Consider the following 25,712-nt stretch of genomic DNA (forward strand, 5'->3'; position numbering starts at 1 on the left):
TTCGCGAAGATCCATCGAATAAGGCTTGCCCATCCATGCTGACCTCCTTGCCCAGCATGAAGGTTGAATCAGATTTGCACGCCTAAGGGAATCCCAAGCCGATTCAGTCTCATTTCATCCCGCTCTAGATGCCGCCGAGTCTCGGCGGATGGTGGGACCTCAAGTGGCGGGGTTTTCGTTCATTTGCGCAAGGTCGTTCAGTGCTCGGGACATTTGCTATAGCAGACAAAGATCAGCACTGTTTGTCCGATTGTACGTTCATAACCAAAACCAGGACCCGGCTCGACTCTCATAGATTCGGTTCTACCATGTCTGTTAGCGGAAGTTTTCAGGGCCTCCCCGGCTGTGAGTGACCATCGCGCTTCCGCTCCATGAGGAGGAAGCCATGACCGAACTCCCACTCTCAACTCGCATCGCGTATCCAGAAGAACTCGCCGCATTGCGGAGGGTGTATGACCGGATTTGCCGAGAAAATGTGCTGCGTGAAGGTAGCCCGGACGCGGCGGAATTGAGCGCGCGAGCAATGTCGCTCTTCCGACACACCGGCGAGGTTTTTGACGAGGCTGCTTTCTACGAGGTGTTGCGTGGCAAGGGACGATGAACCCGGGTCAGCGACGCATCGATGAGCTTGTGCACGCTCACATGGTCCTTTCAGAGGAAGGCAAGACTCTTCGGGAGGAATGCCGTCGTAATCGCTCCTTCATGGCGGAATCGGTAAGAGATTTGCTGCAGATCGTCGAAAAAGCGCACGAGGTTTCGATGAAGGTAAACGAGAAGATTCGACATGCGCTGAGATAAGCGTACCGTGCGTTGATCGGCGGTCAGTTTTCAGGGCACCGCCGGCTGTGAGCGATCATCGTGCTTCCGCCCCAACCAGGCAGGTGGCTATGACTAGCTCCAATCGACAATCGGGCATTTCTGCCCAACCAATCATCATCCAAGAGCCTGTTCACAGGAATGAGCTCTTGCTGAGGATGTACCCAGCAGACCTGGCACTGCTGCGGCCTCATCTGCAGAGCGTGTCCCTCCCGCTGAGAACCCAGCTTGAGACAGCGGGGGCAAAGATCCAGGCGGTATATTTCTTCGAGAGCGGGGTTGGGTCGGTGGTGGCCGAACTGAGTTCGGCGATCGAAGCCGAGGTGGGCATCATCGGCTTTGAAGGGATGACCGGATCGGCCCTCATCATGGGGGACGATCAATCCATGCATGACTGCTACGTTCAAGTGGACGCCGATGCTCTGAGCATCGATGCTGGCCCGTTCGCCGCAGCGCTTGCAAAGAGCCCGACCTTGCGGCCTTTCCTCCTCCGGTACGTCCATTATTTTCACCTGCAGGCCAGCTACACCGGGCTGATCAATGCCCGACTGAACATCGTCGGGCGACTGGCCAGATGGCTGCTGATGTGTGCTGACCGCGTCGAACGCGAGCGTCTGGCAATAACGCATGAATTCTTGTCGGTGATGCTCGGGACGAGACGTCCGGGCGTGACGATCGCGCTCCAGACACTGGAGGGCCAGGGTTTGATCCGCTCAACGCGTGGGAAGGTCATCATCCGCGACCGGGCCGGTCTCATCGAGACCGCGGCCGGCTCATACGGAAAGCCCGAAGCCGAGTACGCGCGCTTGATCGGGCAGCTTCACTGACACTGACGTGGACCATCAAATCTCCCGGGCAGGGCGCATCTTTCAATGAGCCGGTTCGCATCATGGGCCGAGATCGGGCGGCGTATGGTGAGCTTTCATGCTATAGTCATTGCCGAAGGTCCCGCCTATCGCCGAGGAATTCTCCCGTTCATCATCGGGTTCGGCGCCCTCATGCCGGCCCTGGGTTTTTAGACTTAAGCTTGCCCCCGATCGTTAGGTTCCCGGTATCACCTCCAAGGCGCGCGATGAGGCCATTTTGACAACAAGCACCTCAATGTCGTCATTGGCGAGTTTGGTACTGACGACCCTGTGAACTTCCGCAATCGCATCAGCGAGCGAAACCGATGTCATCTAGCCATGGTCATCAAGTAGATGACCATGGCTAGAACCACGTCAGCATAGATGTTCCGAGGCAGTTCGCGCATCACTCCCCCGACGGGATAGTCGCGCAGCGGAGATCGGCTGGCAGCCAACACGCTCACGTCAAAACGTAACCGAACGAACGATTGCTATAGACGCCTAACAAGCGCAGACTGTCGAAGTCGCCTCAAAAGCAAGAACAAACAGGGATGAGGCGTTTGGGAGCGATCATCAGGCTTTCACCCCACCAGGGACAAAGCCGATGTCTGCACAGTTAGAGATCAGATTCGCGTATTTGATGGGCCAACTTGGTCACACCGAAAGTATCGTTTCCAAGCAGGACATCATTGCGGGTTTGCTCGCCCACGAAGGCAGCCCGACTGCGGCCGCCGATGAATTGCTGGCTCGCATGCACCACTCGCTGCAACAAACCCGCCAGAACATACGAGATCTGGAGGTCTCGTGGCCGAAGTAAGGTTGGGGGGAAACGTTGACCCAGACGATCCGGCATACGAAGCCTCCGAGTTCGCTGCTAAACATGGTTTGACGATCAAGGCCGCAAAAATCATCCTGGTTTCCAACGGCCCTTCGCGCGTGGCATGCGATGCAGCGGCCCGTGCATTTCTGGCGGCTATAGCCGCACGGCGGAGATGAACCAAACCTAGCCATAATTGTTCCATTGCTTTGACGTGAAGCGCTCGGGGATGCACACTGTTCCCATTCGGTCCTGCTCAATGTGGTGGGAATTGACTGGTCATCGTTGCTGCGCGAGGCCAGGGTCCTGAAAGCGGAAACAATTGAGCCGCTCCTTCTGCCTGCCGCTCCAACGCGCACAATAAGGTTTACCGTGCTGTCGAGGAACAAGTTACCAGACTGAGAGGTTGGGGCTATGGAGAAGGCGTAATTCACCATGGGCGACGACAACGACGACCGTCAAAGCGAGAAAGAGAATGAAGCAGTAGTGCGGTCAATTGTCAGAGAGACCGGCATCACCGAGGGTCAGGTGCGCGAGCTCATTCGCCTGATCGGCACCGACCGCAATTCCCTGCTTCGTGAGGCGCGGCAGCTGCTCCGGCAACGCCTGCGTTAGGCCGAAGATAGGTGCTCAGAGCAAAGTTATCCGGTCATCTTCTGCTGCCCGGCCTGCCCATGTGTGCATGACCGCACGTTTTTAGATCAAGCAGGAGTCGAGCTACGTATCCTTCGGGAACAAGGTCCCATGCGGTTGAGGTGGAGATGCCAAGCGACGGGAACCAATTGCTCCATGCCCCATTGGAATTGGTTGAATTACAAAAAGCTGGGTCTGGGATGCATGGAGTGTCACGGGCGAATGTTGTCGCCTTCAACAACCCCGGTTCGTCGGGCAATGACAGCCTCGATTTCGATTACCAGGATTTTTTCGAAAACGGCGCGGTTGCTCTCGATTTGATCAGCGCTGATGGCCTCATCTTCCATGCCAACAAGGCGGAGCTCGATCTCTTTGGCTATCCTGCCGAGGACTATGTCGGTCGCCACGTCGCCGACTTCTACCTCGAACGGGACTTGATCAACGACATTGTAAGCCGGCTCACCCGTGACGAGAAGATCACGAGATATCCCGCCCGTTTGAGAGCACGGGACGGATCCATCAAGCACAGGTCAGTTTTGCCATTGCCTGAAAGCTGACGATCGCAGGCGACTGCGCTGGAAGCCGTGGGTCAGCGGCCATCCGCCCGATGGCATTCAGGATCGTGCTGGCAAAGCCGCAATCAGCGAAGCAACAAAAGGGGCGGTTTGGCCGTTCTGATCAGTCGCATTGGCGGCTGGGGCATTCAAAGACATGACTACGCCGCAAATTTTGTCATTTGCCGTAACCTTTGTGATGATGGCAGCATTCGTGTGGGGTCGCTATCGATATGATCTGGTCGCGGCTGCGGCACTGTTGCTTGCTCTCGCGGTTGGCATTGTGCCTTTTGACGAAGCCTTCACCGGGTTCAGCGACGATATCGTGGTTATTGTCGGCAGTGCTCTGCTGGTGAGCGCAGGGATAGCACGCTCGGGTATTATGGAGGCCGCCATCAAGCGCTTTGCTCCGAAATTATCGGGAGTTCGGTCGCAACTGGCGCTGCTGGTGATCGTGGTCACGATCCTTTCTGCCTTTGTAAAGAATATCGGGGCGCTCGCTATCATGATTCCGATCGCCTTCCAGTTCGCGCGCCGGTCTAACATTTCACCCTCGATATTCCTGATGCCTATGGCGTTCGGGTCACTGCTCGGCGGTCTCATGACGCAGGTGGGAACATCTCCCAACATCGTTGTGTCCCGAGTGCGAGAGGAGCTGACCGGAACCGCCTTCACAATGTTCGACTTCACACCTGTTGGAGCTGCCATAGCCGCTGCCGGAACGATCTTCCTGCTGTTTTTCTATTGGTTGTTGCCGGTGCGCGAAAAGCTTGGCGGGTCACTGAATGAAGCCCTCGACATCAAGAATTACCTTGCAGAGGCTCGAATTGTCAGCGATTCCACAGTGCTCGGGAAAACCGTCGCAGACCTCATGAAGCTCGCCGGCGGCGATGCAATCGTGACGTCGATCCTGCGCAATCGCACGATGCGGATGACGCCACTGCCCGACGCGGTCCTCAAGGTGAATGACATCCTCTTGCTCGAGGGCGACCCAGAAGCGCTGGATCGCCTTGTCTCCCAGGGCAGGCTCAGTGTGACCGGGGATAGGGTCGGTGGTGACGACACCACCAACGAAATGGTCGCTATCGAAGCCGTAATCGGTGAAAGCTCCTCTTTGATCGGCTGGACCGCCCAGCGCCTTGCCCTTTACGATCGCTTCAATGTCAACCTCCTGGCTGTCAGCCGTCGCGGGGAGCGCCTCGACCGCAGGCTGGCCGAAGTCGAGCTGAGGCTCGGCGACGTTGTCGTCTTGCGGGGCAGTGCGGCGACGATGCCCGAGATACTTCGTGAACTCGGCTGCCTACCGCTGGCAGAAAGGGCTATCCTTCTTGGTAGCGTCCGCAAGGGTATCGTGCCGGTAGTAGTCCTTGCTCTCGCCATGGTGGCGACGGCGTTTGGGTTGCTGCCAGTCTCCGTCGCTTTCTTCGCGGCCGCGGTCGCGATTGTGCTTTTCAAGGTCATTCCGCTCCGCGAAATCTACCAATCGCTCGATGGTCCTATCCTCGTCATGCTCGCCGTTCTCATTCCAGTGAGCGATTCGCTACGCAGCACAGGCGCGACGGGAGTAATTGCCGGCGAGCTTGCCAAACTGGGGACCATTCTTCCGGCGCCCGGCGCACTGATGCTCATCCTTGTCGCCGCCATGGCCGTTACGCCATTCCTCAACAATGCCGCCACCGTCCTTGTCATGGCGCCTATCGCCGCCGAATTCGCTAGTGATCTGGGCTACAGGCCGGAACCGTTTCTGATGGCTGTCGCCATCGGCGCCGGCTGTGACTTTCTCACCCCGATCGGACACCAGTGCAACACGCTCGTCATGGGTCCGGGTGGCTACCGCTTCAGCGACTATCCGCGTCTGGGACTGCCCCTATCTTTCCTCGTAGTCATTGTTGCGGTGCCGATGCTTATGATCGTTTGGCCAATGAACTGACATCCGATATTCGGATGCCCTCCTCGGAAATCCCACATGACGCTACATTCGTGATTGAGGTCACCGCCGCGCAGGCTCGGGCTGCAGTTCAGAAAACGGGGGGCATACTTTGTGAGTTGTCCGCTTGCTCGGTCGTACCGAAGGCGTGATCCATGTCCCTTACAAGGACGCCATCACTGCCGCCCTGGTCCATCTCGGCCGCCGTCCGCTGAAGCTGGTCCGCCACCTCATGGCGCGACTTTCTACCACAGAGGCGCACTGCCGAAGATTCCGGCGGGGGTGCATCAGTTGCAGCTGCAGAAGCGCGAAGAGTGGCGAAGGTGTTCGCGTGCGGGGTGCAGACCTTGCCGGCTGCTGGGACTGCCGCATCGTTCTGGGCCTTGGCCTAGGCGAGGGCGTCGAGCGGGACCTCGTCGAGGCCACACTGGCGCTCTGCGACATCCTGGAAGCGGAAGGGCTGGAGAGCTGGGCAAGGGCATTCACCTGATGCCCCGCTGGAGGCGAAGATCACGCAGGACAGCGGCCGCCTCTTGGCCAAGTCGATCGCCAATCAGCTCGCTGAAGCGACGCCACCTGCTGTCCGCCCGCGCCGTCAGCCCGAACAGGCCGCATCTTCATTGATTATCTCCCCAATGGGCTCGGCAACGCTCCGGTCGGCGCCTTCTCGCCGCGGGCCCGGCCCGGTTGTCGAATCGCCCATCCGATGACCTGGAGCCAGGTTGAGGGAGCCATCCGTCCAGGTGTCTTCACCATCGACCGTCCGTTCAGGACAGCCGTCAGAAAAGCAGGGTGAGCGCATCGCCGGAAACGAAAATCTCGCCGGGATTTTCAGTGGCAAATAGCAAAGACGCGTAGCCATCCCGAACAACCGATCACGTCGTGTAATTGCCGGACCGGTCGAGTTCTATCCAGGCTGGCGCATGATCACTCGGCTTTTCCCAACCTCGCACGTCAGCGTCGACGCCGGCGTCGCACAATCTGTTCGTAAGTGATGGGCTGACCAGAAGATGATCCATCCGCAGGCCGGAACTTCGATCATAGCCGCCCTGATAGGCGAAGTTCCAATACGTATAGACGCCTTTCTCCGGATGGATATGTCGGACAGCATCGATCCAGCCGCCATCAAGCATCTGGGCATAGGCTTGCCGGCTCTCCGGAAAGTAGACTGCATCGCCTAGCCAACGTCGCGGCACCACGGCATCGATCGGGGTGGGCACGACATTGTAGTCGCCGCAGAGAATGCTGGGGATACCTTCCCTGAGCATCAGCTGGCCGTAGCTGATCAGGCGGTCGAACCAGCGCAGCTTATAATCGAATTTCGGGCCAGGAGCGGGATTGCCGTTAGGCAGGTAAAGGCAGCCGACGACGATCCCATCCACCTCAGCCTCGAGATATCGGCTGTGCGTATCGTCGGGATCGCCCGGGAGCCCACGTCGGCGCTCCAGCGGCTCTTTTCCACGAGCGAGTATGGCTACGCCGTTGTAGGACTTTTGCCCGTGCCAGATTGCGCAGTAACCGGCGTTCCTGATGGCTTCCGCGGGGAATTTCTCATCCGAGGTCTTCAATTCCTGAAGGCACACGATGTCATAGTCGGTCTGACCCAGCCACTTGATGATCACGGGCAGGCGACCGTTCACACCGTTGACGTTGAATGTTGCGATACGGGTCATCAGGATCTCTCTCCAAAACTCTTCACGGTATCAACGTGAATGGCTCAGCAGTTGATCCCTCCACGTTGCACGGGAAGTTGTCAGTCGCCTTGTAGAACTTTGCGGCCTCGCCAATTTGCTCCCGCCGCTGGGCCGGCGCGCACATTGAAGACGGCGGGTCATCCAGCCTACCGAGTTCGATCCTCGCGACCCGCGCTGGTTGCGATCGATTCAACGCTTCCTGGATAAGGGAATGGGACGAACGCCCCGCCGCTTTTTTTTGGCGGCGGGGCCTTGATCCTCAGAGCGGGCTGGCGTTGCGAATTCTGTCGCGCTCGGCCTTTATGTCGCCGTAAGGTTCGGCATCGGCATCGAAGCGGCTCCAGCCGTCGGCTTCATATGCGCTGCGGCGCTGTTCCAAATTGACCGAGTTAGTCTGCCCGAGAATGCGCTCCGCTTGGTCGACAAGCCCGTCGCTGACTTTGGCCGTCACCAGAGCGCCGCCACGACGGACGCCTTCGGCATACACATGGGCATCCCTTTCCGGCACGCCGGAATCGGTGAGCGCGCCGACGATCCCACCGGCCGCACCGCCCACGACTGCGCCGCCCACAGCACCGGCTGCCGTAGCAGCCAGCCAGCCTGCGGCCACCACGGGGCCGACACCCGGGATGGCCATGAGGCCAAGCCCTGTCAGGAGACCGCCGGCGCCCCCGATCACCGCGCCGAGACCGGCACCGCCGGCTGCATCCTCGGCAGCGTCAGAGCGGTAGCCATCGTCGTACCGACCATCTGAATTGTTGGCGACGATGCTGATGTCGCCATGCGGAACACCGCTGGCTTCCAGTTCGCCTACGGCATCGGAGGCATCATCGTAATCGTCGAAAAGTCCGGTTACGGTCTTCATGGTAAATCTCCTCGATCTGGGTTCGGTTGGTCAGTTGGCGCCGGCAACGACGTTGCCCTGATAGTCGAGCGCCACCGTCGTGTTCTTGCCGTCCTTGGTTGCCTGGCCGCGCCAGATACCCTTGTCGTCCTTAGTCAACGCGGACACATCGGTGAAACCGGCGTCCTGGAGGCGGGTCTTGGCCTGCTCCTCGGTGAAGCTGTTGGCGCCGGGAACCGGGGCGGCGGGGTTTGTGGCGCCGGTCGTGGCTACGGCTGGCGTCGTAGAGCTCGTGGTGGACGCTGCGTCGCCCGTGGTGGCGATCTTCTCGATCATGTCCTTGTGCATTTTGAGCGTCGACAGCGTCTCAGCGGCGAATGTCTTCAACTGCGCATTGTCGCCGTCTTTTGCATAGCTCTCAAACAGCGTGACCGCTTCCGAATGCGCATCGCGTTGCATCTGGACATAAGGCTTGTCGACGGCGCCCTTAGCGGTCTTCAAGGTGTCGAGATCAGCCTTGCGCTTGGCGTCCAGTTCCTTCGGCAACGTCAGCTTCTGTTCGCCGGCGATGGTCTCAAGCTTGGCGTTGGCTGCACCATGGTCGTCGATCATCTTCTGCGCGAAATCCTTGACCGCCTGGTCTTGAGCCGTGCCCTCGGCGATCTTGCTGGAATCAACCTCGAACATCCCACCGGCCGCAGCCTTGTCGACGAAGCCTTGCGCGCTGTCGGCGGCGAAAGCGGGCAGGGTGAACGTCATGGCTGTGGCGGTGGCCAGGGAAGCCAGAATAAGGTGAGTTTTCATAGGGGCTTGTCCTCGTTGGGCACGGATGTGCTGTCGAGCTAACAAGCGTCAATCGGCTTTGTTCCGCTGCATGAGCGATTATCCAACCGACTAAAATTCAGACGTCCGCCGACCTGGTGCACTATTACCTTTGGTCTGGCCGGGCTACCCCACCGGTACCTTTGGTCTGGCCGGGCTACCCCACCGGACTTTCTGTCCGCGTGCCGGTGTTCTTGGTGCTGACAGACACGCCAGCCATTCAGAAGAAGCTCTGCCCGGTGGCATGTACCAGCGATGTTTAACGCTTGGCCGGCGAAGTCACCGAAAGTGGCCGAAGCCAAGCGCTGAACACCCGCCGCTGGGCGTCACTGCCGCGGGGTGACCGAATTCGGCTCTCGCGGATCGCGTATTTGCGCAATATCCGGCGCGCGTGCCTCGCCGCGGAAGAGGGGATCTTAACATTCGTCGACGTGTTTCGTCCCGACAAACAAATCCGAAGGGAGAACTATCATGGACGCCGAAATCATCACGCGACATGCCGGGCCAGGGGCCCGCAAGGGTAAGGCTCGGGACACACGGGAGGCTGCTGCCACAACCCCTGTCAAAACGAACGACGGGGATCGAGACAAGGTGCACTATGACGGGGACGATAGACTTAGAGCCACGGCAGGACCGGAGCCAGTAATGGCGCCCCCTTACGACGCCATTCCCAGATGGTTGCTTTTTGCGCTTCTGCCGCATGCCAAGAGCTAAGAGCCTCAGCCTTAAGATTTTGCGCGATTCCAGGCCTGGTCATGTTGTTGCGAAAGCTGGTGCGAGGAGGCTGCGCTTAGCAACGAGCTGAAGGGTTCATATAGCAGGCTCTTCAGGCCTTTTGGAGATCCGTGTTTTTATCCTTCATACGAAATGTTGGAAGTGAAAATGCCGAGAACTGAACGGTGGTTCCGCTTCACGCGAAGCGTAGGACGCGCATCAGGGCGGTTGTCTCATCACGCGCCACAGCCGTTTCACGTGGAAGGCAGACTGGCGACGGCTTTCTGCAAATTGTCGCCACGCCTCAGGGCGAACGCATGCGCCTGAGGATTTCCCGGCACGCCGAAGGGCTGCATGCACGCGTTCCATCGAGCGTTCCGGGGGCGCGATCGAAGCGCTGCCGCTTATCCCGGTCGATGGCGATCATCACTGGCTCGAAAGCCAGACAGCGCCGGCCGAGCCGCACGCCTTCACGGCAAAGCTGCATTTGGATGCGGGCGGACAGAGCGAGGAGCTACCTTTCACGATGACCGAGCCGGACGCGAAGACTGACCTCGGCAAGCACGATCCGAACCTCTAGAATCGGCACCGGAACTGACCGAAGGCGCTACGTCGTCAACCGCAGCAGCTGCCCTTGGCCGTGGTAGCCATATCCTTGAAAATCACGAAATCCTGGCCGATGCCGCCAACGCAGGCGACATTGCCTCTCCGAGAGGTGGCGCCAAAGCGTCAATTGAGTGCTGCCCATCCAGTCACAAGGATGAGGGCAAGCGTGACCAGCGCTCCAGAGACGTACAGGATCGTCCTGACACTGCCTCCCTTGGCAGCGTTTCCGCCACGCAGATAGATTCCAAGATGGAGCAAGCGTATCGCCAGGTGGACCCACACAAGCGCCGCCAAAGTGGCCGCTCCAACACCAACCATCATCGCTAGCACCGCAGGCACGACAAAGGGCGCCAGTGCCTCGACCGAGTTCATGTGGATACGGTCGATCCTGTAGAGTGGGTTGTCGTCGTCTGCCGGGATTACCGGTCCTGAAAGCGCTCCTGCAAATCCCTTGGACGAACCCGAGTAGACTGCCAACACTACCGATAGCAGACAGAGCGCGAGTAAGCCGAGGATGCTTAACGAATAGACTTCCATGTTGTCTCCGCTCCGTGGAATCGCAGTGAACCAAACGGTATTTGCGAGTCACGCCCCTTGAACCGCAGAACGGGTCAGGCCCGAGGAGGGAAAAGGTCGTGGAACCGCTGCAGATAAAGTGGCCAGCCCTGATAGCCATCAACCCCACCGCGTACGCCCTCCCAGCCTTCGCCATGGCGTTCGAATTTCCGGTGCTCGATCTCAACCCGGGTTCTATTCTCGGTCTCGGCGGTGAACCGGACTTCCCATTCGCTCGTTTTGTTCGGGTCGGTCTCGATCTGCCACCGAGGGCTGATGTCCCAGCTCAGAACCAGCCGGTTGGGCGGATCGTAAGTCAACACAAGAGCCCAGCGGCACTCGCTGCCATCTACCCCGCGGTCGTAAACGTGACCACCGACCTGAGGTTCGAAGATCGTCTCTGCGATCGCCACTGCGAGAAGATTGTGCTCGCGAGGTTTGAACCTGCCGAAATCCTCGGTGAAGACTCTGAAGGCACGCGCGATAGGTGCCTCAACAACGACGGAGTGCTTTACGGGCGCGAGTGCAGGTTTCTTACTCATGCTGGTCCCCTTTTGGATGCTCGACGGCTAATTTGTAGCCCGCCAGGGTCTTGCTCCAGAACTGGTCGATTTCCGCGCGCAGCCTTGCCAGGCCGTCCTGATCGATACGGTATATGCGTTCCTTGCCAAAGCGCGTGTCGGCCACAAGCCCGGCATCCTTGAGTACCTTCAAGTGCTGAGAGACCGCCGGCCGGGTTACAGGCAGCGCACGAGCAAGTCCGCTGACCGAACAAGGCTGTTCGACCAACAGTTCGAAGATCGTGCGCCTCGTTGGATCTCCGAGCGCTGTCCAGTAGTTCGCGTTAGTCACCACTAACGCGAATTTAAATCGATGACCCCAACCTGTCAACCTGAAGTGGTCGACGCTGCAAAACTTCAGCCTCGGTCCGACCCCTACGGTTAGAGGAAAACCAGTTCAGCAGGTCGCGCGCTCACGTCTTCAGCCAGGGATGGAAATTCATCTAGTCTGCACCGACGATAGCGAGCTCGATCCAATCGGCCCGGTCATTGATCCGCGCCGATTGGGTCGGAACAATCATCCGCCAATGTTCGCCGTGACCATCAGTTGACTCCTGCGAGCGGCAGCAATGCTCGTCATCGGACGCACCAAGCGTGATTGACCTGCGTTGTGAGGCGGCAGTTTGCCAGCGCAGAAAGGAACTTTTCGGGAGCGATCATCACCGTTCTCGCTCGATATAGGCAACCTGTTCGTGCGCGAACGTGCGAACGAATCGCAAATAGGTCGTTTGGCGCGCTGGCACTACTGGTTCCCATTCATATCCGCCATTGGCTGAAGCGAGCAAATTGAGGTTTTACGCTAGTGTGCCATCCCTTCGCTGCTCTTGGCAGCACTGCACCCCAAGCTGGGGCCGTCATCAACGGTCGAGCATTCAACGCGGCAACATGATCACTGGGCTTGCCTATCATGCGGCTGTCATATGTTGGCGCTGCGTACCCTTAATTCCGGATTTATAGATACAGGAAATGGCCGCGAATCCAGAGAGTCTGCTTGATCAGCCTGATTTCTGCTACTGTGAATTCTTCGTTCTGACGGTTTGCCAGGAACGCGGCGATCTAAGAGCACGTCCGTTAATCAGGCTCTAGGTTGATTGAGTAACTGGATCAGCGCCGTGATGATTTGCGCGGGCACAAATGGTTTTGAGATCATAACGCTTTCCGGCACGCCTTGGACCCGCCAATCCCCAGCACTGTCACCACTCATATAGACCACGGGCATGGCTGGTATTGCTTGGCGGACGTGGCGTCCGATGTCCCACCCCGCAGGCCCGTCGCCCAGCTTGATGTCGGTAATCACGGCCTTGAACAAGGTCGGCTCGGCGTCAAAAGCCGCCAAAGCTTGCGCGCCGTTGTTGGCGCCAACTACCTGGAATCCAGCTCCATGAGAGAAGCTTCGACGTCGAGCAAGATTAGCGCCTCGTCTTCGACGACCAGTACACACTTCGATCCATAGAACTTCCCAAACCTACTTGGAGGCCTATACGCGCTAAGGTGCGTTTGGTTCCATTGAAAAATCGAAACCGTCGCCGACCTTGCCAGCCTATGCATCCGCGAGAATGGTGCTATGTTGGGGGCATGAATTTTGAAAGGCCGCCATGGGTTGTTGCGGTCGGTGCTTCAGGCTCGCAAGGCCTCTCCGACATCCAATTCCTTCTTGGCGGACTTCCGGCCTCGCTCAACGCCGTGGTGCTCATCGTCCTGCACCGCCGTGGACGATGCCAAGCAATTTGAGGGCGGTGTTGGCGCAGGCCTGCCCCCAGGTCATTTGCATTGCAAGTGCAAACGAGCGGTTTGCACCCGGTACTGTCTACATCGGCGCACCTTCGCAGCATCTTACTTTGGCGACCGGGCAGTCGGGCGAGCTGGTCGACGATCCCAACCGCGTATACGGCAATCGCACCATCGATTTGCTATTTGCTTCGGTCGCCAAGTACGGAGAAGCCCGGGGGATCGGCGTGGTTCTTGCGGGCGCGGCGGACGACGGGTCGCGGGGCCTGGCGATGATCGGGAACTCTGGCGGCCTCAGGATGGTGGTGACGCCAGTTAATGCGCCATGGCGCGGCATGCCCGAAAACGACATCGAGTTTGACCGGTCGGTTGACGTCATCGGCTCACCTTTGCAGATTGCCGCTGCGATCGCCGAGGCCGTAGGCGTTTGCTAAACGCATTTCGGGCGGCTTGCAGCGACCGACGCTACCCGCCGTAGTGCGTGTTGAACCCGTGTACCGTTGCGTAGCTTGTCACGATTGCTTCGAGTTCACCGTCCGAAAGAGCGCAGGCGGCAAGATGCGTTCGGATCCTGCCCAGGATCTCGGATAGGGGGATTGATCGGTGGTAGGGTTGATATCTATGGAACGATGCCTCAAGCGCGTGGTTGAGGGGCGTGTCGGGTGCGAGATCCAATGTGCGTTTGGTTCTGGGCATGAAACGACCTACGCAGTGTTCGGTGCCCGATATACCACTCGATGGGAAGGCGAACCACCTAATTCCAGGGCGCCGGTCCGGCTGCCGTTCGGCCATGCGTTTCATATCGCATTTGTCGCAGTCGGTGCTAATCAGGAAGAACTTAGCAGGAATCCAGTGAGACTGTTCGCCCAGTCGTAACATGTTTTCGTTGCACTGGCTGAGGGAACCGGACGGGCAAGTCCCGGGATCCCACCAGGGAGCGCCAAAATGACCCAGTCAAGCTCTCACGCCATCGGCGAGATCCAGTCCGGCTCACATCGCCTTCAGGCCATGCTCGACATTCCACCGGACTTCGTCGAATTGCTCCCGGTCGCCGCCTATGCCTGCGATGCTTCAGGGCGTGTCCTGTGGTTCAACAAGCGTGCCGTCGATCTGTGGGGCCGCGCTCCGCGCATCGGCGACGACACCGAGCTTTTCTGCGGCTCATACAAACTCTATTTCGGCGGCCAGGAAATCAATCGCGCTGAAACGCCGATGGCGGTCGCGTTACGCACGGGGGAGGCCATCCAGGGGGCGGAAGGGATGGTCGAACGTCCCGATGGCTCGCAAATCTGGGCGACGGTCCACATCGAACCGGTGAAGGACACGATGGGCAGGGTGCTTGGCGCAATCAACTGCTTCCACGACACGACGGAGTTGCACCAGGCGAGAGCGAAGACCATGGAAGGCGAGGAACGCGTACGCGGGATTCTGGAAGCCATGCCGACCGCCGTCTATACCACGGACGCGGTTGGCCGGATCACCTATTACAACGAGGCCGCGGCCAAGCTCGCCGGCCGCGAGCCTACGCTTGGCAGCGATGAATGGTGCGTGACCTGGAAGCTCTATTGGCCCGATGGCACCCCGTTGCCCCACGATCAATGTCCGATGGCGTTGGCCCTGAAAGAGCAGCGACCCAACAGCGGCATGGAGGCGGTTGCGGAACGGCCGGACCGGACACGGGTGCCGTTCCTGCCTTACCCGACCCCCTTGTTCGATGCTTCAGGCAGGCTCACCGGCGCGGTCAATGTGCTCGTCGATATCACCGATCGCAAGCGGACGGAAAGGCTGCAACAGGAACTAGCGCTGTCGGATGCCAACCTCGCGGCCGAATTGGAAGCGACCCGGAAATTGCAGGAAATCGGCGCCGAGCTGATCCACGAACAGGATGTCCACGCGCTCTATCAAAAACTCGTCGATGCGGCGGCAATGATCATGCGCTCCGAATATGCCAGCATGCAGATGTTCTATCCGGACCGGGGCAGTGGAGGCGAACTTCGCCTGCTGGCCTTTCGTGGCTTCAACGCCCAGGCAGCAAAGTTTTGGGAATGGGTGCGAATTGAATCTGAAAGCACGTGCGGTGTTGCCCTGCGCACCAGAAAGCGGGTGATCGTGGAGGATGTTTCCCGATCGGACTTCATGGCCGGCACCGAGGACCTGGAGACGTATCTACAGACCGGCATCCACGCGGTACAAACGACGCCCTTGCTGTCCCGCAGGGGACAGCTGCTCGGGATGATTTCCACCCACTGGAACAGGCCGCACAGACCGGCCGACAGCGAATTGCGGCTGCTTGACCTGCTTGCGCGCCAGGCTGCGGATCTCCTGGAGCGCGCTAGCGCCGAGGAGCGCCTGCGCGATAGCGAGGAACAACTGCGCCTGGCCACCGAAGCCGCCGATGTCGGACTTTGGGATGTGGATCCCGTCAACGACAGGCTCTTCTGGCCGGCCCGGGTCAAGGCCATGTTCGGCATTTCCGGTGAGGCCGCCGTGTCCATGGCGGACTTTTATGCGGGCCTGCACCTGGAAGACCGCGAACGTACCAGTGCGGCGTTTGCCGCAGCGCTCGATCCCGCAAAGCGGGCGCTTTACGATGTTGAGTATCGCACCATCGGCAAGGAGGATGGCGTGACGCGCTGGGTGGCAGCCAAGGGGCGCGGCGTGTTCAACGCCGGCGGGACCTGTATCCGCGTCATCGGCACGGCACTCGATATAACGGAGCGCAAGCGTCGCGAGGATCATCAGAAGCTGTTGCTGAACGAATTGAACCACCGTGTCAAAAACACCTTGGTGACGGTCCAGTCGATGGCGATGCAGACGCTTCGCAACAGCCCAGATAAAATGCAGGCGCAAAAGCTGATCGAGGCGCGGCTGATCGCGTTGTCGAAGGCCCACGACATGCTTACGCAAGAAAATTGGGAAGGCGCGTTCCTGCACCAGATTATCGGGAAAGCGATCGCGCCCTATCGCGGCCAGCTGCGCGACCGATTCGAAGGCGATGGGCCTAACGTGTGGGTGTCGCCGAAATTCGCGCTCGCGCTGGCCATGGGATTGCACGAGCTCTGCACCAATGCGGTCAAGTATGGAGGCCTGTCGAATGAGGCAGGCAAGGTCAGGATCGAGTGGACCGTGGCGGGTTTGAACGGTACTCGGGAGTTGAGCATTCGCTGGAGCGAAATGGATGGCCCTTCGGTCAAACCACCCTCTCGGCAGGGATTTGGCTCCAGATTGATCGAGCGTGGCCTCAAGCAGGATCTTGGCGGCGAGGTGCGGATCGACTTCGACCCGGCGGGTGTCATATGCACAATCAAGGCTCCGCTTGAACGTGCTCGTGGGAGAGCGGAAGGGTAATGGCATGGGGCAATCGGCGGGCAATGGGCAAGATCCGGGCCGCGAGGTTCCGGCGCTGAAGGGACTGCGCGTCCTTGTTGTCGAGGACGAGTCGCTGGTGGCAATGCTCATTGAAGACGTCCTTGCTGACCTGGGCTGCGCCCTTGCAGGTATGGCCTCACGCGTTGAAGATGCGATGGACAAAGTTGCTACATTGGAGTTTGACGCCGTGATCCTGGACGTGAACCTCGATGGTGCCGACACCTACCCCGTCGCTGATGCCCTCACTGAAAGATCAATCCCGTTCATATTCGCTACTGGCTACGGCGCTGGGGGTATTCCGCAGAGCTTCCGCAACGTTCCCGTCCTCGGGAAGCCCTTCGAACAAGGCGACCTCGAACGAGCGCTCAGGGCCGCCCTGGTATAGCGCACCAACCGCTTGGGTCGATAGAGCAACTTGGCAAAGCGGGGCGTGCGGTTCTTAGTTGACGAGCGGTCGGCGGCGGCGTTCTAATTGCAACGGCATCGGCTAGGGATCAGGCACGCCGCTGCTTGGGAGCGCCTACCACTCTCGCCCTGAACGAGGAGGCGCAGCAAATGGCCGGGCAGACTTTTTTACGACACGGCCCTCTATCCCACTGACCTCGCTTTGCTCCAGCGCGTATTTGACCAATTTTGTGCTGAAAGCAGGCTGGACCCTTCATCTGCCGAAGTCGAGGCCATGGTCCTGCTTCAGCTATTTCGAGCGGGTAGGACCGACGAGAACGAATTACTGGCGAAGATGCAGAAACGCCGGCACGATGACGGCCGAAGAACAGCGTGAATCGAATCCGCTAGCCAACCCGGCGGCGCGCAGTCATGACGCAGACCCGCTGCTGACCTGGGTCTTGCTGGGCCGTGATTGCTGCCCTCGGTGCCTACCTTTGGTTCTTTCTACCGCCCCGTCCCGTGTTGCGCCTTGACAACAAACGGGCGACCCTGACGGCGTTTGCCGAAAATCGAACCCATTCTTCAGCGAAATGAGCGCCGACCTTGGCCGCCAAGCCAGCTATGGCGACGCGGCCGGCCGGCGATCAAAACGCCAGGTATCGCAGCTCTATCCCCAGCGCGCATCAAATTAGCACGAGTGCATTCACAAGTCGCCAGGAACTGGAAAACGCAGGCTATGATGGAACATGCATTTAATAGACCGCTAACGGCGTGGCGCACGCCGCAGGCCGACCATGGGTCTTTGCGCTATGCGTCATTTCGGTCGTGGCGTGGGCGGCGACCGGTCCAGTTTTCAACTGTTCCGAGACCTGGCAACCGATCATCAACACCGGAACGACGATCGTCACTTTCCTGATGGTCTTCCTCATTCAAAAACACCCAGAACCGCGATCACGCAGCGATCCAGACCAAGCTTGACGAGTTGATCCTGTCGGGGAAGGGGAACAACGACTTCATCGGCATCGAACATCTGACGGAAGCCGAGGTGGAAGAGTTCCGGGCCTGTTGTGCGGCGGCTAAACTGAAGAAGACCACCAACGCTGTCGAGGGCCAAACCTAGGACGTAGACTCATTACCGCGTAGCCAAATACGGACGCAGACGAGTTTGAGGGCAGCGAGGAAAATCGATGTTGATTGCTACCGCCAGGCGCCTCGGTTTTGGATTGAGGGGCTATAAGCCTAATTCCGCACAATACGCCGTCGGCGAAAGCGGGCCATCTGCCATAGCTACGCATCGCGGTTGCCACGGCGAAACGTATTATTTGACCAACCGGCGCTATTTGACGAGGATTTGCATCGAAGTGGGGCGATGAGCATGTCGAGTTCATCCTGGGTTGGCCTCCTGTCGCGCTGATTGCCCTTACCAACGAGGCCAAGCCTCTTTAGGGCAATACGCGCGAAATCAACTGGTTCGACCTTGACGGGCAGGCCGTGCACCGCAGCGGCATGAGCCAGAATGAGTTTTATAAAGCCGATGTCGATGCCGAGTGTCATCGGTCCGGCGCCTTGGTTGGCCCGGTCGCGACCAAAACGAATGAGCCGTTCGCGATCAAGGGCTGCGATGTTGCACTTCCCCAGAGGTCTTCGGAGCAAATCGAGGGCTGCTGCCTTGGAGCGGCGAGGGGACTTGCCTACATCGCACATGTCGTCGATATGAAGATCGATGAGTTCGCCGAAAGTTTTCAGGCGCGCTATACGGGACTTGGTCGGCGTCTCACCGCGATCGACTTGGTGCTCGGTTTCGGTTGCCCAGCGCCGTGCGTCGTCTCGGCGCAGGAAGGTCTCGCTGACGTAACGACCTTTGCGACGGACTTGGACACGCCAGGAACTGGATGAGAGTTTAGTGTAGGTGGCCATTTTTCGTGTGCGCTCCGTGTGCACTGAGAGATCGAAACGTGGCGAAAAGGGTCGTATTCTGGCGTAAATTCGTGTGCACTCGGCAGGTTCTAACGATTTGATGTTAAAGAAAAAATGATGGAAAATCAAGATCATAGAGTGGCCATAGCCCCCATGATGGACTGGACGGACAACCTTACAAAGGTGCGGTTCTAAGCCTCATGTTGTAGCCAATGTTGTAATGCTTGTGATATAGAAAAGCCCGCCACCAGTGACGGCAGCGGGCTAAAAAGCGAATTATTTCAGATATTTACATCGCCAATTATATGTTGGGCAGCGCGCGCTTGAGGTCGGCGATCGCCGCCGCTTTTTGCTCCGCCGACATTTCTGCCAAGATGCGCAGGAGTTCGGACACTCTCAGTTTGCCCATCTCAGTGTCGCCCCTTCGGTGCCTCGTGAAATCCAACAACCATGCTGGTGGTCGTGTCGTTCGGCGTTGCTTCCGCGCAGCCCCGAACGATGGCAGCGGCAAGTTGCAGCATGTCAGCCCTGCTTCCGACCAGCCTAGATACAACGAGGTGTTCCTGCCCGCCGTCGAAGATCGAACGCTGCGCAACAAATAGTGTCAGCCTCAGATTGTCGCCCATGAATTGGAGAGGGGTGGCGCCTGTTATAAAGGTGTCCGGAACAATGGCCGGCTCAACCATCGGGATGGCGTCGGTCATGACGCGGCGCCTTCTAGCGCTTCGAAATAGGTTTTCCTCACCTTCATCGACATCTTCACCGCCTCGTATGCGACAAAAAGCAGGCGGGTGCCTTCTGGATCGGTGACAACGTAATTGCTCCCTTCGGGCGGAGCCTTCGCAAAGCAGTTCTCCAACATATCGGCAAGCACATCGAGCATGTTGTCGGCGTCACAGATCAGCGTCTCCAGGTCGCGGAACGTGGTCTTTTCCTTGGTGGCATCGCCTAGCATGTGCGCGTTCATGAACCGAGCTCCTGTTCCAGGAAGGCCAGCGCCGCCTGTAGCGTGTTCTCCGAGCTCGAGCAGCAAATCGACTGCGACTCGATCGTAAAGCGGATCGCCTCTGCCACGCCTCGAAGACTTGTTGCCGGCGGGCAATCACTCCATAGCCGTTCGAAGGCAGGCCCATAGGTTGCCATCACGAACTTTTCCTCGTTTTCCATATCGATTAGCTCGCTCGGGATTGCCGCGAAGTCCGCCATCCCGGCGCGGTATTCGGCGATCGCATCGGCAAGAGGATCAGCCTGGCCCTTGTTTACGCCGGCATGCGCCCTCGGCGTTGCAGCAAGCGCAGCGGCCAACAGCCCGCCCAACAGGGCCAGGCGGCGGCTAAAGTTGGCAGCAGGCAAAGCTTCGCCCTCCGCCAAAGCGGCGATATTCTTCAACATGGAAATTGCCCCCCTTGGGCTCGCGGCTTGATTGCCGCTAGGGCAAGGTGCGTTGACATTAACCTGATGTCAACGCATTTCATTGATGTTGGCGCAATTCATTGATAAGGTGGCCCGCATGCTTGATCCCGCTCAATCCCGCGCCGCTCGTGGCCTTGTCTCATGGTCGCAAGGCGAGCTTGCTGCCGCCGCGTCTGTCAGCCTCTCGACAGTCAGGGACTTCGAGAAAGGCCGAAGGACGCCAATCGCCAACAATGTCGGAGCGATTCGCACCGCGTTGGAGGCAATGGGCGTCGTCTTCGTCGGCGACGGGGAGATGATCGAAGGCGGTCCCGGTGTGAGGATGCGTAAGGTTGATTCCGGCTGACGATTCGCGCAATCGGGGAGACTTGCGTGAACCGGCTGATTGGTTCAGAGTTTTGCCGGGATATTGGGGGGATATCGTGGATGGAGTTCCTTCTATTCTGGCTCGGCTTTTCCGCCATCGTCGGCGTGGCGGCGGCCAAGCGAAACCGAAGCGGTGTGGGCTGGTTCATCCTTGCACTGGTGATCTCGCCGTTGCTCGCTGGACTTCTGGTGATCGCGCTCGGTGGGACCCGACCAACAACAGTTTATTTGACCAAAGATCCAGTCGAGCCCGCCAGGACGACCTTTGGCCCAATCCTAGAAAAGCTGTGCCCCGACTGCGCTGAAATGGTGAAGGTAGATGCTCGCATCTGCCGGTTCTGTCGGCATGAGTTTTGATGGTTCCGATGTACATCGCCGCGATCGGCGCCCTAATGCTCGCCAGCGCGATCTGGCGCTTCCGTCCGGCCCGCGTCGAGTTCATCCCCGAGAATGGCGGCGGTGCTTGGGGGAGGCTGCGGAAGACCTGAAAGCCGGAGATCCGGCGCGTGAGAGGGGAGAAAAGGTATGGGATTTCTGGGGAAATCATTCAAGTCGGCCAAACGATCGAGGCCGGTGACGAAGAAAAAATCACGGGGCGCCCAATCCCGGAAAACGGGGTTTCTGAAGAAGCTTGATCTGCTTATTGCTGATCTGAATTCTCTGATTGAAGCAACCTCCGGAAACAGAAAATTCACTTACAAAGCTCGCCTTCAGCAAGCCGTAGCAGTTCGGGCGCGAGTGAAACGATCGAGCTCAAAGCCTCGATCGCCAGGTAAACCAATGTATCTTGTCGGCCCTGGCAGCGTTCGCTTTGTCTCTGGCGGCGCACCTGGCTCCAAGCGTTAGATTTTTCTCATTCTCTGAAAGTCATCAAGCACTCCCCTCGGGGAGACGGCTTGCTTTGTGGGCAACACCTGCGCAAGTATCTGTCCGGGGAACGACTTGGGAGGTAGGCATGCTTCGTATTTCTTTGGCAGCAGGCGCGCTGATAATATTTGGCGCCAGCGCGATGGCAGAAGAGCGGTCGTGCAAGGCAGTTGGAACAATGCTTGCTGGCGCCGGTAACTGTCAGGAAGGTGATATCGTCAAGATCGGCGGAATGATCGATGCGGATAATGTGCCCGACATAGTGCAAACGTACTGTGATTTCGGCTCCCAGATTCTAACGCTGCCCGACACAGCCATAATGAGCCAAGTCGCTGGAAAGCCTCAATATGTAGTGCTTTGCCGATATCACCGAAGATCGGCGGAGCCTCAGCAATGACCGGCGGCACACGAATTCAGCACCTCTCCAAGATCTCACTCGACTGTCTCAACCCGGACTGCGGGAAGGCGGTTGAATATCAGTGGGAAAGGCCGGGCCCAGCCACCACATGGGCAGACATCCCCGACAAGGTAACGCTCCGCTGCGATTCATGTGGCGTCACCGGCGAGTACCATCCTAAGCATACTCGCGGCGGCAAGCCGCTTGGATGGCATTAAGGTCATCCCACTCTAGTCTCGCCGCGTATCGCCGCCCTTATGGCTGGCACGGGCAGCCTGGCGCCATGGGGTTAGCCCGGCCTTGTCCTTCCTAGGCAAATCGGCTGGGAACAATTCACCCCTTGTAAAGTTGTAGCCCGTAGGATACGTGTGCATGATCGAAGTCCGAGAGATCGACCACTACTCCGACTGGTTCCAAGCACTCCGAGACATGCAAGCACGTGCGAGGATTCTCGCACGACTGAAGAACGTTTCGCTCGGCACAATGGGTGATGTCGGTCCAGTTGGCGAAGGAGTGAGCGAGCTTCGAATACACTATGGCCCTGGCTACCGGGTATATTTTGTAAAACGTGGTAGCACCGTCATCATTCTGCTTGGTGGCGGTGACAAGAGTTCGCAGAAGGAAGACATCGCCAAGGCCAAGGCTTTGGCGAAGAAATTGAAGGAGTGATCTAATGGCCCTTAAAACCAAAAGCTGGGACGCATCAGAGCACCTCGACAGCGAGGAAATGATCTTCGCTTACATTAATGCCGCCTTTGAAGAGGGTAACCCCGCGCTAGTCACCGCAGCGCTCGGTGACGTAGCGCGCGCACGCGGCATGACCCAAATAGCGAAGATGGCCGGCGTCTCCCGCGAGAGTCTTTACAAGGCACTCAGCGCTGACGGCAACCCAGAGTTCGCTACAATTATGAAGGTTATGCAGGCGCTAAAACTCCACCTCTCCGTTTCTAAAGCGGACGATACGGAGGATTGCGAGAATCATAGCGAGGTTCGCCTCAGCGCTTAGGCCCTTTTCGGCTTTCGGCGTGATCTCCCGCGAGTGCTGAGTTTTGGTTCATTTTGAACCGAAACTCCCATCGCCCTTGTCCTTGGTGAGTCAACACGGTGCGCCAATTCGGCTTGTCGAACACGCTGACGATGTAGGTTGTGGCCGGTTGGTCGGTCATCATTTCCCTCGGTCGATGAAAAGCCCGCGCCATGGAGGGGACCGATGACGCGGGCCGGCTGAACCCACCAGCCTTCGCCGAATTGCCAGGTGACAACATCCGGAGCAGGAATTCAACTTTTAGAAACAGCTAATGTTCCGTCAAGCCGGCTTGGCCGGTGTTGGCCGCACCGGTCCCGTGGTGTTCCACTGGATAAAACGCGACTTCCTTCCCGGTCACTTCCCGCACGGCTTTCAAAAGCACCTCATGTAAGACGCGTTGCGGCGAGGCTTTTGATCGCGTCGTGAAAGCCATCATCCCGTCTAAACCAAAGCCGCAAGTTCCTTCATAAAAGCTTTGGTGGCGTCAAAAACCTCTCGCGCCTGCTCGGCGGTGTAACTCTCTTTCGGATGATTGGTCGGCACTCGCCATGCGCGGTTGACCACGACTAGGTCATGCTGGACGCGATACCACTTTATCTGCGCGTCGCTTCCTCTCGTCATGGCGTCAATCTTTGCTTTCATATTGTCGGCAATGACACCCCACGCCAGCCCTTTCCCATGAGCGTCAACGATAGCCGCACCTATCTTGTCCGCTATGGTTTGAACTGCACTCTCCAAGACACGCATTAGATGGAAGACCGCTGCGGTGGATCGACCAAGGGCGAGACACTTACCCGCCTCCTCAATGTCGTCGTTGGTTGACTGAAATCTTCTGGCGACATCTTCACCAAAAAGCGCATCGTTTGATTGGTACAATGTGGTATCGGCTGCCGATAGGAATAAGCAGGAGCGACCTTTCAATTCATAGTTGATGCCAGTCAGCAATGCCTCCATCGGGTTTATTAGGTGCCCGAATTGCATTTGGCCAAACACCCGGTTTCCATCCTCAATCGGCACCAAATCAAGAAATGCAAGGATGTCTCTTGCTGCGGCCGCCTGGCCGTTCATTCCCAATGTTGATGACGTTTCCGCTAGGAATTGAGCCTGTGCCTTTAGGATTTCATAATTCGCCGGCTGAATACCAACGGGATCATCCATACGGCGACCGTCTTTCAGAGCCTGCAAAAAGCAGGCGAAGCTGGCCATTGTCAGGGTCAACTCGCCTGCATTTATTTTGTTCATGAGAAGGTCCCACAAGCTCGCCAGCTTGCCGGGCGCGAAAGCCCCATCCCGGTCAGAGCGCATCTATAGCACTACGCAAAGTATAATATGCTGATTATATTCCTCGTCTTGATCTCGCTGGCAATGGCTATTCAGCCAAGCGCCTCAATGGCCAGAACATGTTAGACTTAGCTGATATGACTGCGCAAGCGCAGCGCTTTAGCTTAGGTGCAGCGCTTCCGCTGAATGCCTCAGTCGGGCAGATCGATGAACTCCCAAATGACCGAACCGGAGCGACTGCCACCTTTACCGGCATTGATCGGGAATCCCAATCTGCGGGCGGCCGCTACCAGGCCCTTTCGGCCGTCGAGCTTTTTCGCGAGACTTCGATTCGTGATCTCCAGAAGCCCGAACAAGTTTCCGCTGGCTGCACCTGCCAAATCCGCTCTGGTCCTGAAGGACGACCGCCGGATATGTTCGTTCAGAAAATCGAATAGATCCGTCTTCTCACGATCTGTCAGTCGCATCGCCACCCTCCATTCCGAACGCAGTATAGCGCGGTAATTTTAAGGGTACCAGCGTAGCGCGTTCCCGATGTGGCCGCTGTCACGCCGAAGCGTCCCGCGTCCAGGCGCGTCCCTGCCGCGAGCCTGAATCGGTTCCGGAACATTTTAGCTTAAATGCATGTTTCGTTGGTTATGAAGATCGAAGCCGACGAATGCCGAGCAGCGTTGACGCTCATCCGGCGCACAATCGAGGAACACTGTCCGCCCGGCGTTCTGCCGAGCGAAGAGATGGTCAACGGGCTCTATGGTCCCGAACTGATCAATGAGGCGGAAGCCATTGCCGCCGCCATCGTCGCAACGATCGACCAGATGCAATTGCGCGTGATGATGAAACCGCCGTCTCCTAGTATCAAATAGAGACCGACACAGGGAAGCTCGCTTGGTCGCGCGACGGTGGGCTCGCACTTCGTCAAGTTGCTCGCTTCGGGGGAGCTTCCAATCCTAGACGAGATGACTGATCGCCAGCGAAAGCGACGGCATCTGCCTCATTTTCAAATGCTCGGGAATACGTTTCACCGTTCCTCCCTATGATGCGAACAACCCACTCGCCCAACGAATGGCCGATCTCTAGGAAGACGGAAGACGAAGACGGCGGCCGGTACGTGACGCTGTCCAATGCCCTCGGGAGGCTTGTCCCGCCAAAATCGGCTCCATCGGAGGAATGAACTTCACGCATGCACTGACTCCCGAGACCGCGAGTCAATTAGCACGAGCTTAATTAGTTCCGGACAATTTTAACGAATCGTTGAGCGCGCTGTCCCATAATAGGACGGCGCGGTCAAACCCCAACCGGACTGCGCAGGCGGCTCCGGCACTTAGCGCCCGCCGAACTGTCGGAGCCGCTACTCACACCCTAATATACCAGCGATGGTTGAATTAACTGTTACCGAACGTGCTTTCCAGTGCGCTTTGCTGATCGTTAGACTTTGACGGAACAAACATGGACGCGATCTTCGATGACATCGCCAGCGCCCTCAGAGAGCCCCGCCAGGACGTGTGGCGTCCTGTCCGCGCCTTTGCCCTGGATGTTGCCGCCAAGCTGTTCCTAGGCCTCGCTGTTGGCCTAG

At 58.3% G+C, this 25,712-nt stretch carries 29 protein-coding genes and 3 pseudogenes; 19 read left to right on the forward strand and 13 right to left on the reverse strand.

The genetic code is table 11. The features are described 5' to 3' along the window. Positions 1-385 precede the first annotated feature (385 nt). The 8 genes and pseudogenes from EOA13_RS32920 to EOA13_RS39625 form a co-directional block, all read left to right on the forward strand. Positions 386-601 carry a hypothetical protein gene (locus EOA13_RS32920; protein WP_127297444.1) on the forward strand — a complete coding sequence of 72 codons (216 nt, stop codon included), beginning with the start codon at positions 386-388 and terminating at the stop codon, positions 599-601. 373 nt (positions 602-974) lie between these two features. After that, on the forward strand, positions 975-1,643 hold the full coding sequence (locus EOA13_RS32925) for a Crp/Fnr family transcriptional regulator (RefSeq protein ID WP_245490550.1): 669 nt from the start codon (positions 975-977) through the stop codon (positions 1,641-1,643). A 622-nt stretch (positions 1,644-2,265) separates the two neighbouring features. Continuing rightward, a complete protein-coding gene (locus EOA13_RS32930) occupies positions 2,266-2,478 on the forward strand; it encodes a hypothetical protein (RefSeq protein ID WP_127297446.1) in 213 nt (70 codons plus the stop codon). Positions 2,479-2,913: 435 nt separating this feature from the next. Then, on the forward strand, positions 2,914-3,093 hold the full coding sequence (locus EOA13_RS32940) for a hypothetical protein (RefSeq protein WP_127297448.1): 180 nt from the start codon (positions 2,914-2,916) through the stop codon (positions 3,091-3,093). Positions 3,094-3,311: 218 nt separating this feature from the next. Beyond that, a pseudogene (locus EOA13_RS32945) lies at positions 3,312-3,638 on the forward strand (PAS domain-containing protein); the annotation flags it as partial. Positions 3,639-3,822: 184 nt separating this feature from the next. Then, the gene (locus EOA13_RS32950) at positions 3,823-5,595 is read left to right on the forward strand and encodes an SLC13 family permease (RefSeq protein ID WP_127297449.1); all 1,773 of its coding nucleotides are present in this window, start codon (positions 3,823-3,825) and stop codon (positions 5,593-5,595) included. Positions 5,596-5,923: 328 nt separating this feature from the next. Then, positions 5,924-6,082, forward strand: coding sequence for a hypothetical protein (locus EOA13_RS38120; protein ID WP_164780484.1), 159 nt, complete (start codon positions 5,924-5,926; stop codon positions 6,080-6,082). 114 nt (positions 6,083-6,196) lie between these two features. Further along, positions 6,197-6,388 (forward strand): annotated as a pseudogene (locus EOA13_RS39625) (DNA ligase D); the annotation flags it as partial. A 79-nt stretch (positions 6,389-6,467) separates the two neighbouring features. Here EOA13_RS39625 and xth read toward each other — a convergent pair. The 7 genes from xth to EOA13_RS39630 all read right to left on the reverse strand — a co-directional run bounded on the left by xth (position 6,468) and on the right by EOA13_RS39630 (position 12,696). After that, positions 6,468-7,265: an exodeoxyribonuclease III gene (xth, locus tag EOA13_RS32955; RefSeq protein ID WP_127297450.1), complete on the reverse strand. Its 798-nt coding sequence runs from the start codon at positions 7,263-7,265 to the stop codon at positions 6,468-6,470. A 280-nt stretch (positions 7,266-7,545) separates the two neighbouring features. Then, entirely contained in the window at positions 7,546-8,151 is a 606-nt protein-coding gene (locus EOA13_RS32960) for a hypothetical protein (protein WP_127297451.1), read from the reverse strand. A gap of 30 nt (positions 8,152-8,181) precedes the next feature. Further along, positions 8,182-8,934: a DUF4142 domain-containing protein gene (locus EOA13_RS32965; protein ID WP_127297452.1), complete on the reverse strand. Its 753-nt coding sequence runs from the start codon at positions 8,932-8,934 to the stop codon at positions 8,182-8,184. A gap of 1,461 nt (positions 8,935-10,395) precedes the next feature. Continuing rightward, a complete protein-coding gene (locus EOA13_RS32970) occupies positions 10,396-10,809 on the reverse strand; it encodes an MAPEG family protein (RefSeq protein WP_127297453.1) in 414 nt (137 codons plus the stop codon). Positions 10,810-10,883: 74 nt separating this feature from the next. Next, positions 10,884-11,369, reverse strand: a complete 486-nt coding sequence (locus EOA13_RS32975; RefSeq protein WP_127297454.1) for an SRPBCC family protein — start codon at positions 11,367-11,369, stop codon at positions 10,884-10,886. Further along, entirely contained in the window at positions 11,362-11,682 is a 321-nt protein-coding gene (locus EOA13_RS32980; RefSeq protein ID WP_164780488.1) for a metalloregulator ArsR/SmtB family transcription factor, read from the reverse strand. Before EOA13_RS32980 ends, EOA13_RS32975 begins: the two co-directional genes overlap by 8 nt. A 780-nt stretch (positions 11,683-12,462) precedes the next feature. Then, positions 12,463-12,696, reverse strand: a complete 234-nt coding sequence (locus EOA13_RS39630; protein ID WP_348629776.1) for a hypothetical protein — start codon at positions 12,694-12,696, stop codon at positions 12,463-12,465. Positions 12,697-13,126: 430 nt separating this feature from the next. Between EOA13_RS39630 and EOA13_RS32990 the strand changes: the two genes are divergently transcribed. From EOA13_RS32990 to EOA13_RS33005, 4 genes and pseudogenes are all read left to right on the forward strand, one after another. Then, positions 13,127-13,549, forward strand: coding sequence for a chemotaxis protein CheB (locus tag EOA13_RS32990; protein WP_164780486.1), 423 nt, complete (start codon positions 13,127-13,129; stop codon positions 13,547-13,549). Between the two features lie 511 nt (positions 13,550-14,060). Next, positions 14,061-16,463, forward strand: a complete 2,403-nt coding sequence (locus tag EOA13_RS32995) for a PAS domain S-box protein (protein ID WP_127297457.1) — start codon at positions 14,061-14,063, stop codon at positions 16,461-16,463. A 4-nt stretch (positions 16,464-16,467) separates the two neighbouring features. Next, positions 16,468-16,869 (forward strand): response regulator, encoded by a 402-nt coding sequence (locus EOA13_RS33000; RefSeq protein WP_127297469.1) that lies wholly within the window; start codon positions 16,468-16,470, stop codon positions 16,867-16,869. 741 nt (positions 16,870-17,610) lie between these two features. Beyond that, a pseudogene (locus EOA13_RS33005) lies at positions 17,611-17,991 on the forward strand (low affinity iron permease family protein). Between the two features lie 167 nt (positions 17,992-18,158). Here the strand turns inward: EOA13_RS33005 and EOA13_RS33010 are convergent. The 4 genes from EOA13_RS33010 to EOA13_RS33025 all read right to left on the reverse strand — a co-directional run bounded on the left by EOA13_RS33010 (position 18,159) and on the right by EOA13_RS33025 (position 20,180). After that, complete coding sequence (locus tag EOA13_RS33010) at positions 18,159-18,788, reverse strand: hypothetical protein (RefSeq protein WP_245490548.1); 630 nt, start codon at positions 18,786-18,788, stop codon at positions 18,159-18,161. 410 nt (positions 18,789-19,198) lie between these two features. Further along, positions 19,199-19,492 carry a hypothetical protein gene (locus tag EOA13_RS33015; RefSeq protein ID WP_127297458.1) on the reverse strand — a complete coding sequence of 98 codons (294 nt, stop codon included), beginning with the start codon at positions 19,490-19,492 and terminating at the stop codon, positions 19,199-19,201. After that, on the reverse strand, positions 19,489-19,755 hold the full coding sequence (locus EOA13_RS33020) for a hypothetical protein (protein WP_127297459.1): 267 nt from the start codon (positions 19,753-19,755) through the stop codon (positions 19,489-19,491). The genes EOA13_RS33015 and EOA13_RS33020 overlap by 4 nt, the downstream gene beginning before the upstream one ends. Beyond that, positions 19,752-20,180 carry a hypothetical protein gene (locus EOA13_RS33025; RefSeq protein ID WP_127297460.1) on the reverse strand — a complete coding sequence of 143 codons (429 nt, stop codon included), beginning with the start codon at positions 20,178-20,180 and terminating at the stop codon, positions 19,752-19,754. Before EOA13_RS33025 ends, EOA13_RS33020 begins: the two co-directional genes overlap by 4 nt. Positions 20,181-20,298: 118 nt before the next feature. On the opposite strand from EOA13_RS33025, the gene EOA13_RS33030 reads away from it, so the two are divergent. The 6 genes from EOA13_RS33030 (at position 20,299) to EOA13_RS33050 (ending at position 22,837) form a co-directional block, all read left to right on the forward strand. After that, a complete protein-coding gene (locus EOA13_RS33030) occupies positions 20,299-20,547 on the forward strand; it encodes a helix-turn-helix domain-containing protein (RefSeq protein ID WP_127297461.1) in 249 nt (82 codons plus the stop codon). Positions 20,548-20,573: 26 nt separating this feature from the next. Further along, complete coding sequence (locus EOA13_RS33035; RefSeq protein ID WP_127297462.1) at positions 20,574-20,924, forward strand: zinc ribbon domain-containing protein; 351 nt, start codon at positions 20,574-20,576, stop codon at positions 20,922-20,924. Further along, positions 20,924-21,055, forward strand: coding sequence for a hypothetical protein (locus tag EOA13_RS39465; protein WP_281040884.1), 132 nt, complete (start codon positions 20,924-20,926; stop codon positions 21,053-21,055). Before EOA13_RS33035 ends, EOA13_RS39465 begins: the two co-directional genes overlap by 1 nt. A 467-nt stretch (positions 21,056-21,522) precedes the next feature. Further along, entirely contained in the window at positions 21,523-21,831 is a 309-nt protein-coding gene (locus tag EOA13_RS33040) for a hypothetical protein (RefSeq protein ID WP_127297463.1), read from the forward strand. A 372-nt stretch (positions 21,832-22,203) separates the two neighbouring features. After that, a complete protein-coding gene (locus tag EOA13_RS33045) occupies positions 22,204-22,500 on the forward strand; it encodes a type II toxin-antitoxin system RelE/ParE family toxin (RefSeq protein WP_127297464.1) in 297 nt (98 codons plus the stop codon). A gap of 4 nt (positions 22,501-22,504) precedes the next feature. Next, positions 22,505-22,837, forward strand: coding sequence for an addiction module antidote protein (locus tag EOA13_RS33050; RefSeq protein ID WP_127297465.1), 333 nt, complete (start codon positions 22,505-22,507; stop codon positions 22,835-22,837). 462 nt (positions 22,838-23,299) lie between these two features. Here the strand turns inward: EOA13_RS33050 and EOA13_RS33055 are convergent, their stop codons facing one another. Further along, positions 23,300-24,100, reverse strand: coding sequence for a hypothetical protein (locus EOA13_RS33055; RefSeq protein WP_127297466.1), 801 nt, complete (start codon positions 24,098-24,100; stop codon positions 23,300-23,302). A 230-nt stretch (positions 24,101-24,330) separates the two neighbouring features. Beyond that, a complete protein-coding gene (locus tag EOA13_RS33060; protein WP_127297467.1) occupies positions 24,331-24,606 on the reverse strand; it encodes a hypothetical protein in 276 nt (91 codons plus the stop codon). A 153-nt stretch (positions 24,607-24,759) separates the two neighbouring features. On the opposite strand from EOA13_RS33060, the gene EOA13_RS33065 reads away from it, so the two are divergent. After that, positions 24,760-25,002 carry a hypothetical protein gene (locus EOA13_RS33065; protein WP_245490549.1) on the forward strand — a complete coding sequence of 81 codons (243 nt, stop codon included), beginning with the start codon at positions 24,760-24,762 and terminating at the stop codon, positions 25,000-25,002. The last annotated feature ends 710 nt before the right edge of the window (positions 25,003-25,712 follow it).

The sequence above is a fragment of the Mesorhizobium sp. M7A.F.Ca.US.011.01.1.1 genome, from assembly GCF_003998295.1.
In the GTDB taxonomy this organism is placed as follows: domain Bacteria; phylum Pseudomonadota; class Alphaproteobacteria; order Rhizobiales; family Rhizobiaceae; genus Mesorhizobium.

Coding starts and splice junctions, on each gene's coding strand:
- EOA13_RS32920 (WP_127297444.1), top strand. CDS start 386: ATGACCGAACTCCCACTCTCAACTCGCATCGCGTATCCAGAAGAACTC.
- EOA13_RS32925 (WP_245490550.1), top strand. CDS start 975: ATGTACCCAGCAGACCTGGCACTGCTGCGGCCTCATCTGCAGAGCGTG.
- EOA13_RS32930 (WP_127297446.1), top strand. CDS start 2,266: ATGTCTGCACAGTTAGAGATCAGATTCGCGTATTTGATGGGCCAACTT.
- EOA13_RS32940 (WP_127297448.1), top strand. CDS start 2,914: ATGGGCGACGACAACGACGACCGTCAAAGCGAGAAAGAGAATGAAGCA.
- EOA13_RS32950 (WP_127297449.1), top strand. CDS start 3,823: ATGACTACGCCGCAAATTTTGTCATTTGCCGTAACCTTTGTGATGATG.
- xth (WP_127297450.1), bottom strand. CDS start 7,265: ATGACCCGTATCGCAACATTCAACGTCAACGGTGTGAACGGTCGCCTG.
- EOA13_RS32960 (WP_127297451.1), bottom strand. CDS start 8,151: ATGAAGACCGTAACCGGACTTTTCGACGATTACGATGATGCCTCCGAT.
- EOA13_RS32965 (WP_127297452.1), bottom strand. CDS start 8,934: ATGAAAACTCACCTTATTCTGGCTTCCCTGGCCACCGCCACAGCCATG.
- EOA13_RS32970 (WP_127297453.1), bottom strand. CDS start 10,809: ATGGAAGTCTATTCGTTAAGCATCCTCGGCTTACTCGCGCTCTGTCTG.
- EOA13_RS32975 (WP_127297454.1), bottom strand. CDS start 11,369: ATGAGTAAGAAACCTGCACTCGCGCCCGTAAAGCACTCCGTCGTTGTT.
- EOA13_RS32995 (WP_127297457.1), top strand. CDS start 14,061: ATGACCCAGTCAAGCTCTCACGCCATCGGCGAGATCCAGTCCGGCTCA.
- EOA13_RS33000 (WP_127297469.1), top strand. CDS start 16,468: ATGGGGCAATCGGCGGGCAATGGGCAAGATCCGGGCCGCGAGGTTCCG.
- EOA13_RS33010 (WP_245490548.1), bottom strand. CDS start 18,788: ATGGCCACCTACACTAAACTCTCATCCAGTTCCTGGCGTGTCCAAGTC.
- EOA13_RS33015 (WP_127297458.1), bottom strand. CDS start 19,492: ATGACCGACGCCATCCCGATGGTTGAGCCGGCCATTGTTCCGGACACC.
- EOA13_RS33020 (WP_127297459.1), bottom strand. CDS start 19,755: ATGAACGCGCACATGCTAGGCGATGCCACCAAGGAAAAGACCACGTTC.
- EOA13_RS33025 (WP_127297460.1), bottom strand. CDS start 20,180: ATGTTGAAGAATATCGCCGCTTTGGCGGAGGGCGAAGCTTTGCCTGCT.
- EOA13_RS33030 (WP_127297461.1), top strand. CDS start 20,299: ATGCTTGATCCCGCTCAATCCCGCGCCGCTCGTGGCCTTGTCTCATGG.
- EOA13_RS39465 (WP_281040884.1), top strand. CDS start 20,924: ATGGTTCCGATGTACATCGCCGCGATCGGCGCCCTAATGCTCGCCAGC.
- EOA13_RS33040 (WP_127297463.1), top strand. CDS start 21,523: ATGCTTCGTATTTCTTTGGCAGCAGGCGCGCTGATAATATTTGGCGCC.
- EOA13_RS33045 (WP_127297464.1), top strand. CDS start 22,204: ATGATCGAAGTCCGAGAGATCGACCACTACTCCGACTGGTTCCAAGCA.
- EOA13_RS33050 (WP_127297465.1), top strand. CDS start 22,505: ATGGCCCTTAAAACCAAAAGCTGGGACGCATCAGAGCACCTCGACAGC.
- EOA13_RS33055 (WP_127297466.1), bottom strand. CDS start 24,100: ATGAACAAAATAAATGCAGGCGAGTTGACCCTGACAATGGCCAGCTTC.
- EOA13_RS33060 (WP_127297467.1), bottom strand. CDS start 24,606: ATGCGACTGACAGATCGTGAGAAGACGGATCTATTCGATTTTCTGAAC.
- EOA13_RS33065 (WP_245490549.1), top strand. CDS start 24,760: ATGCATGTTTCGTTGGTTATGAAGATCGAAGCCGACGAATGCCGAGCA.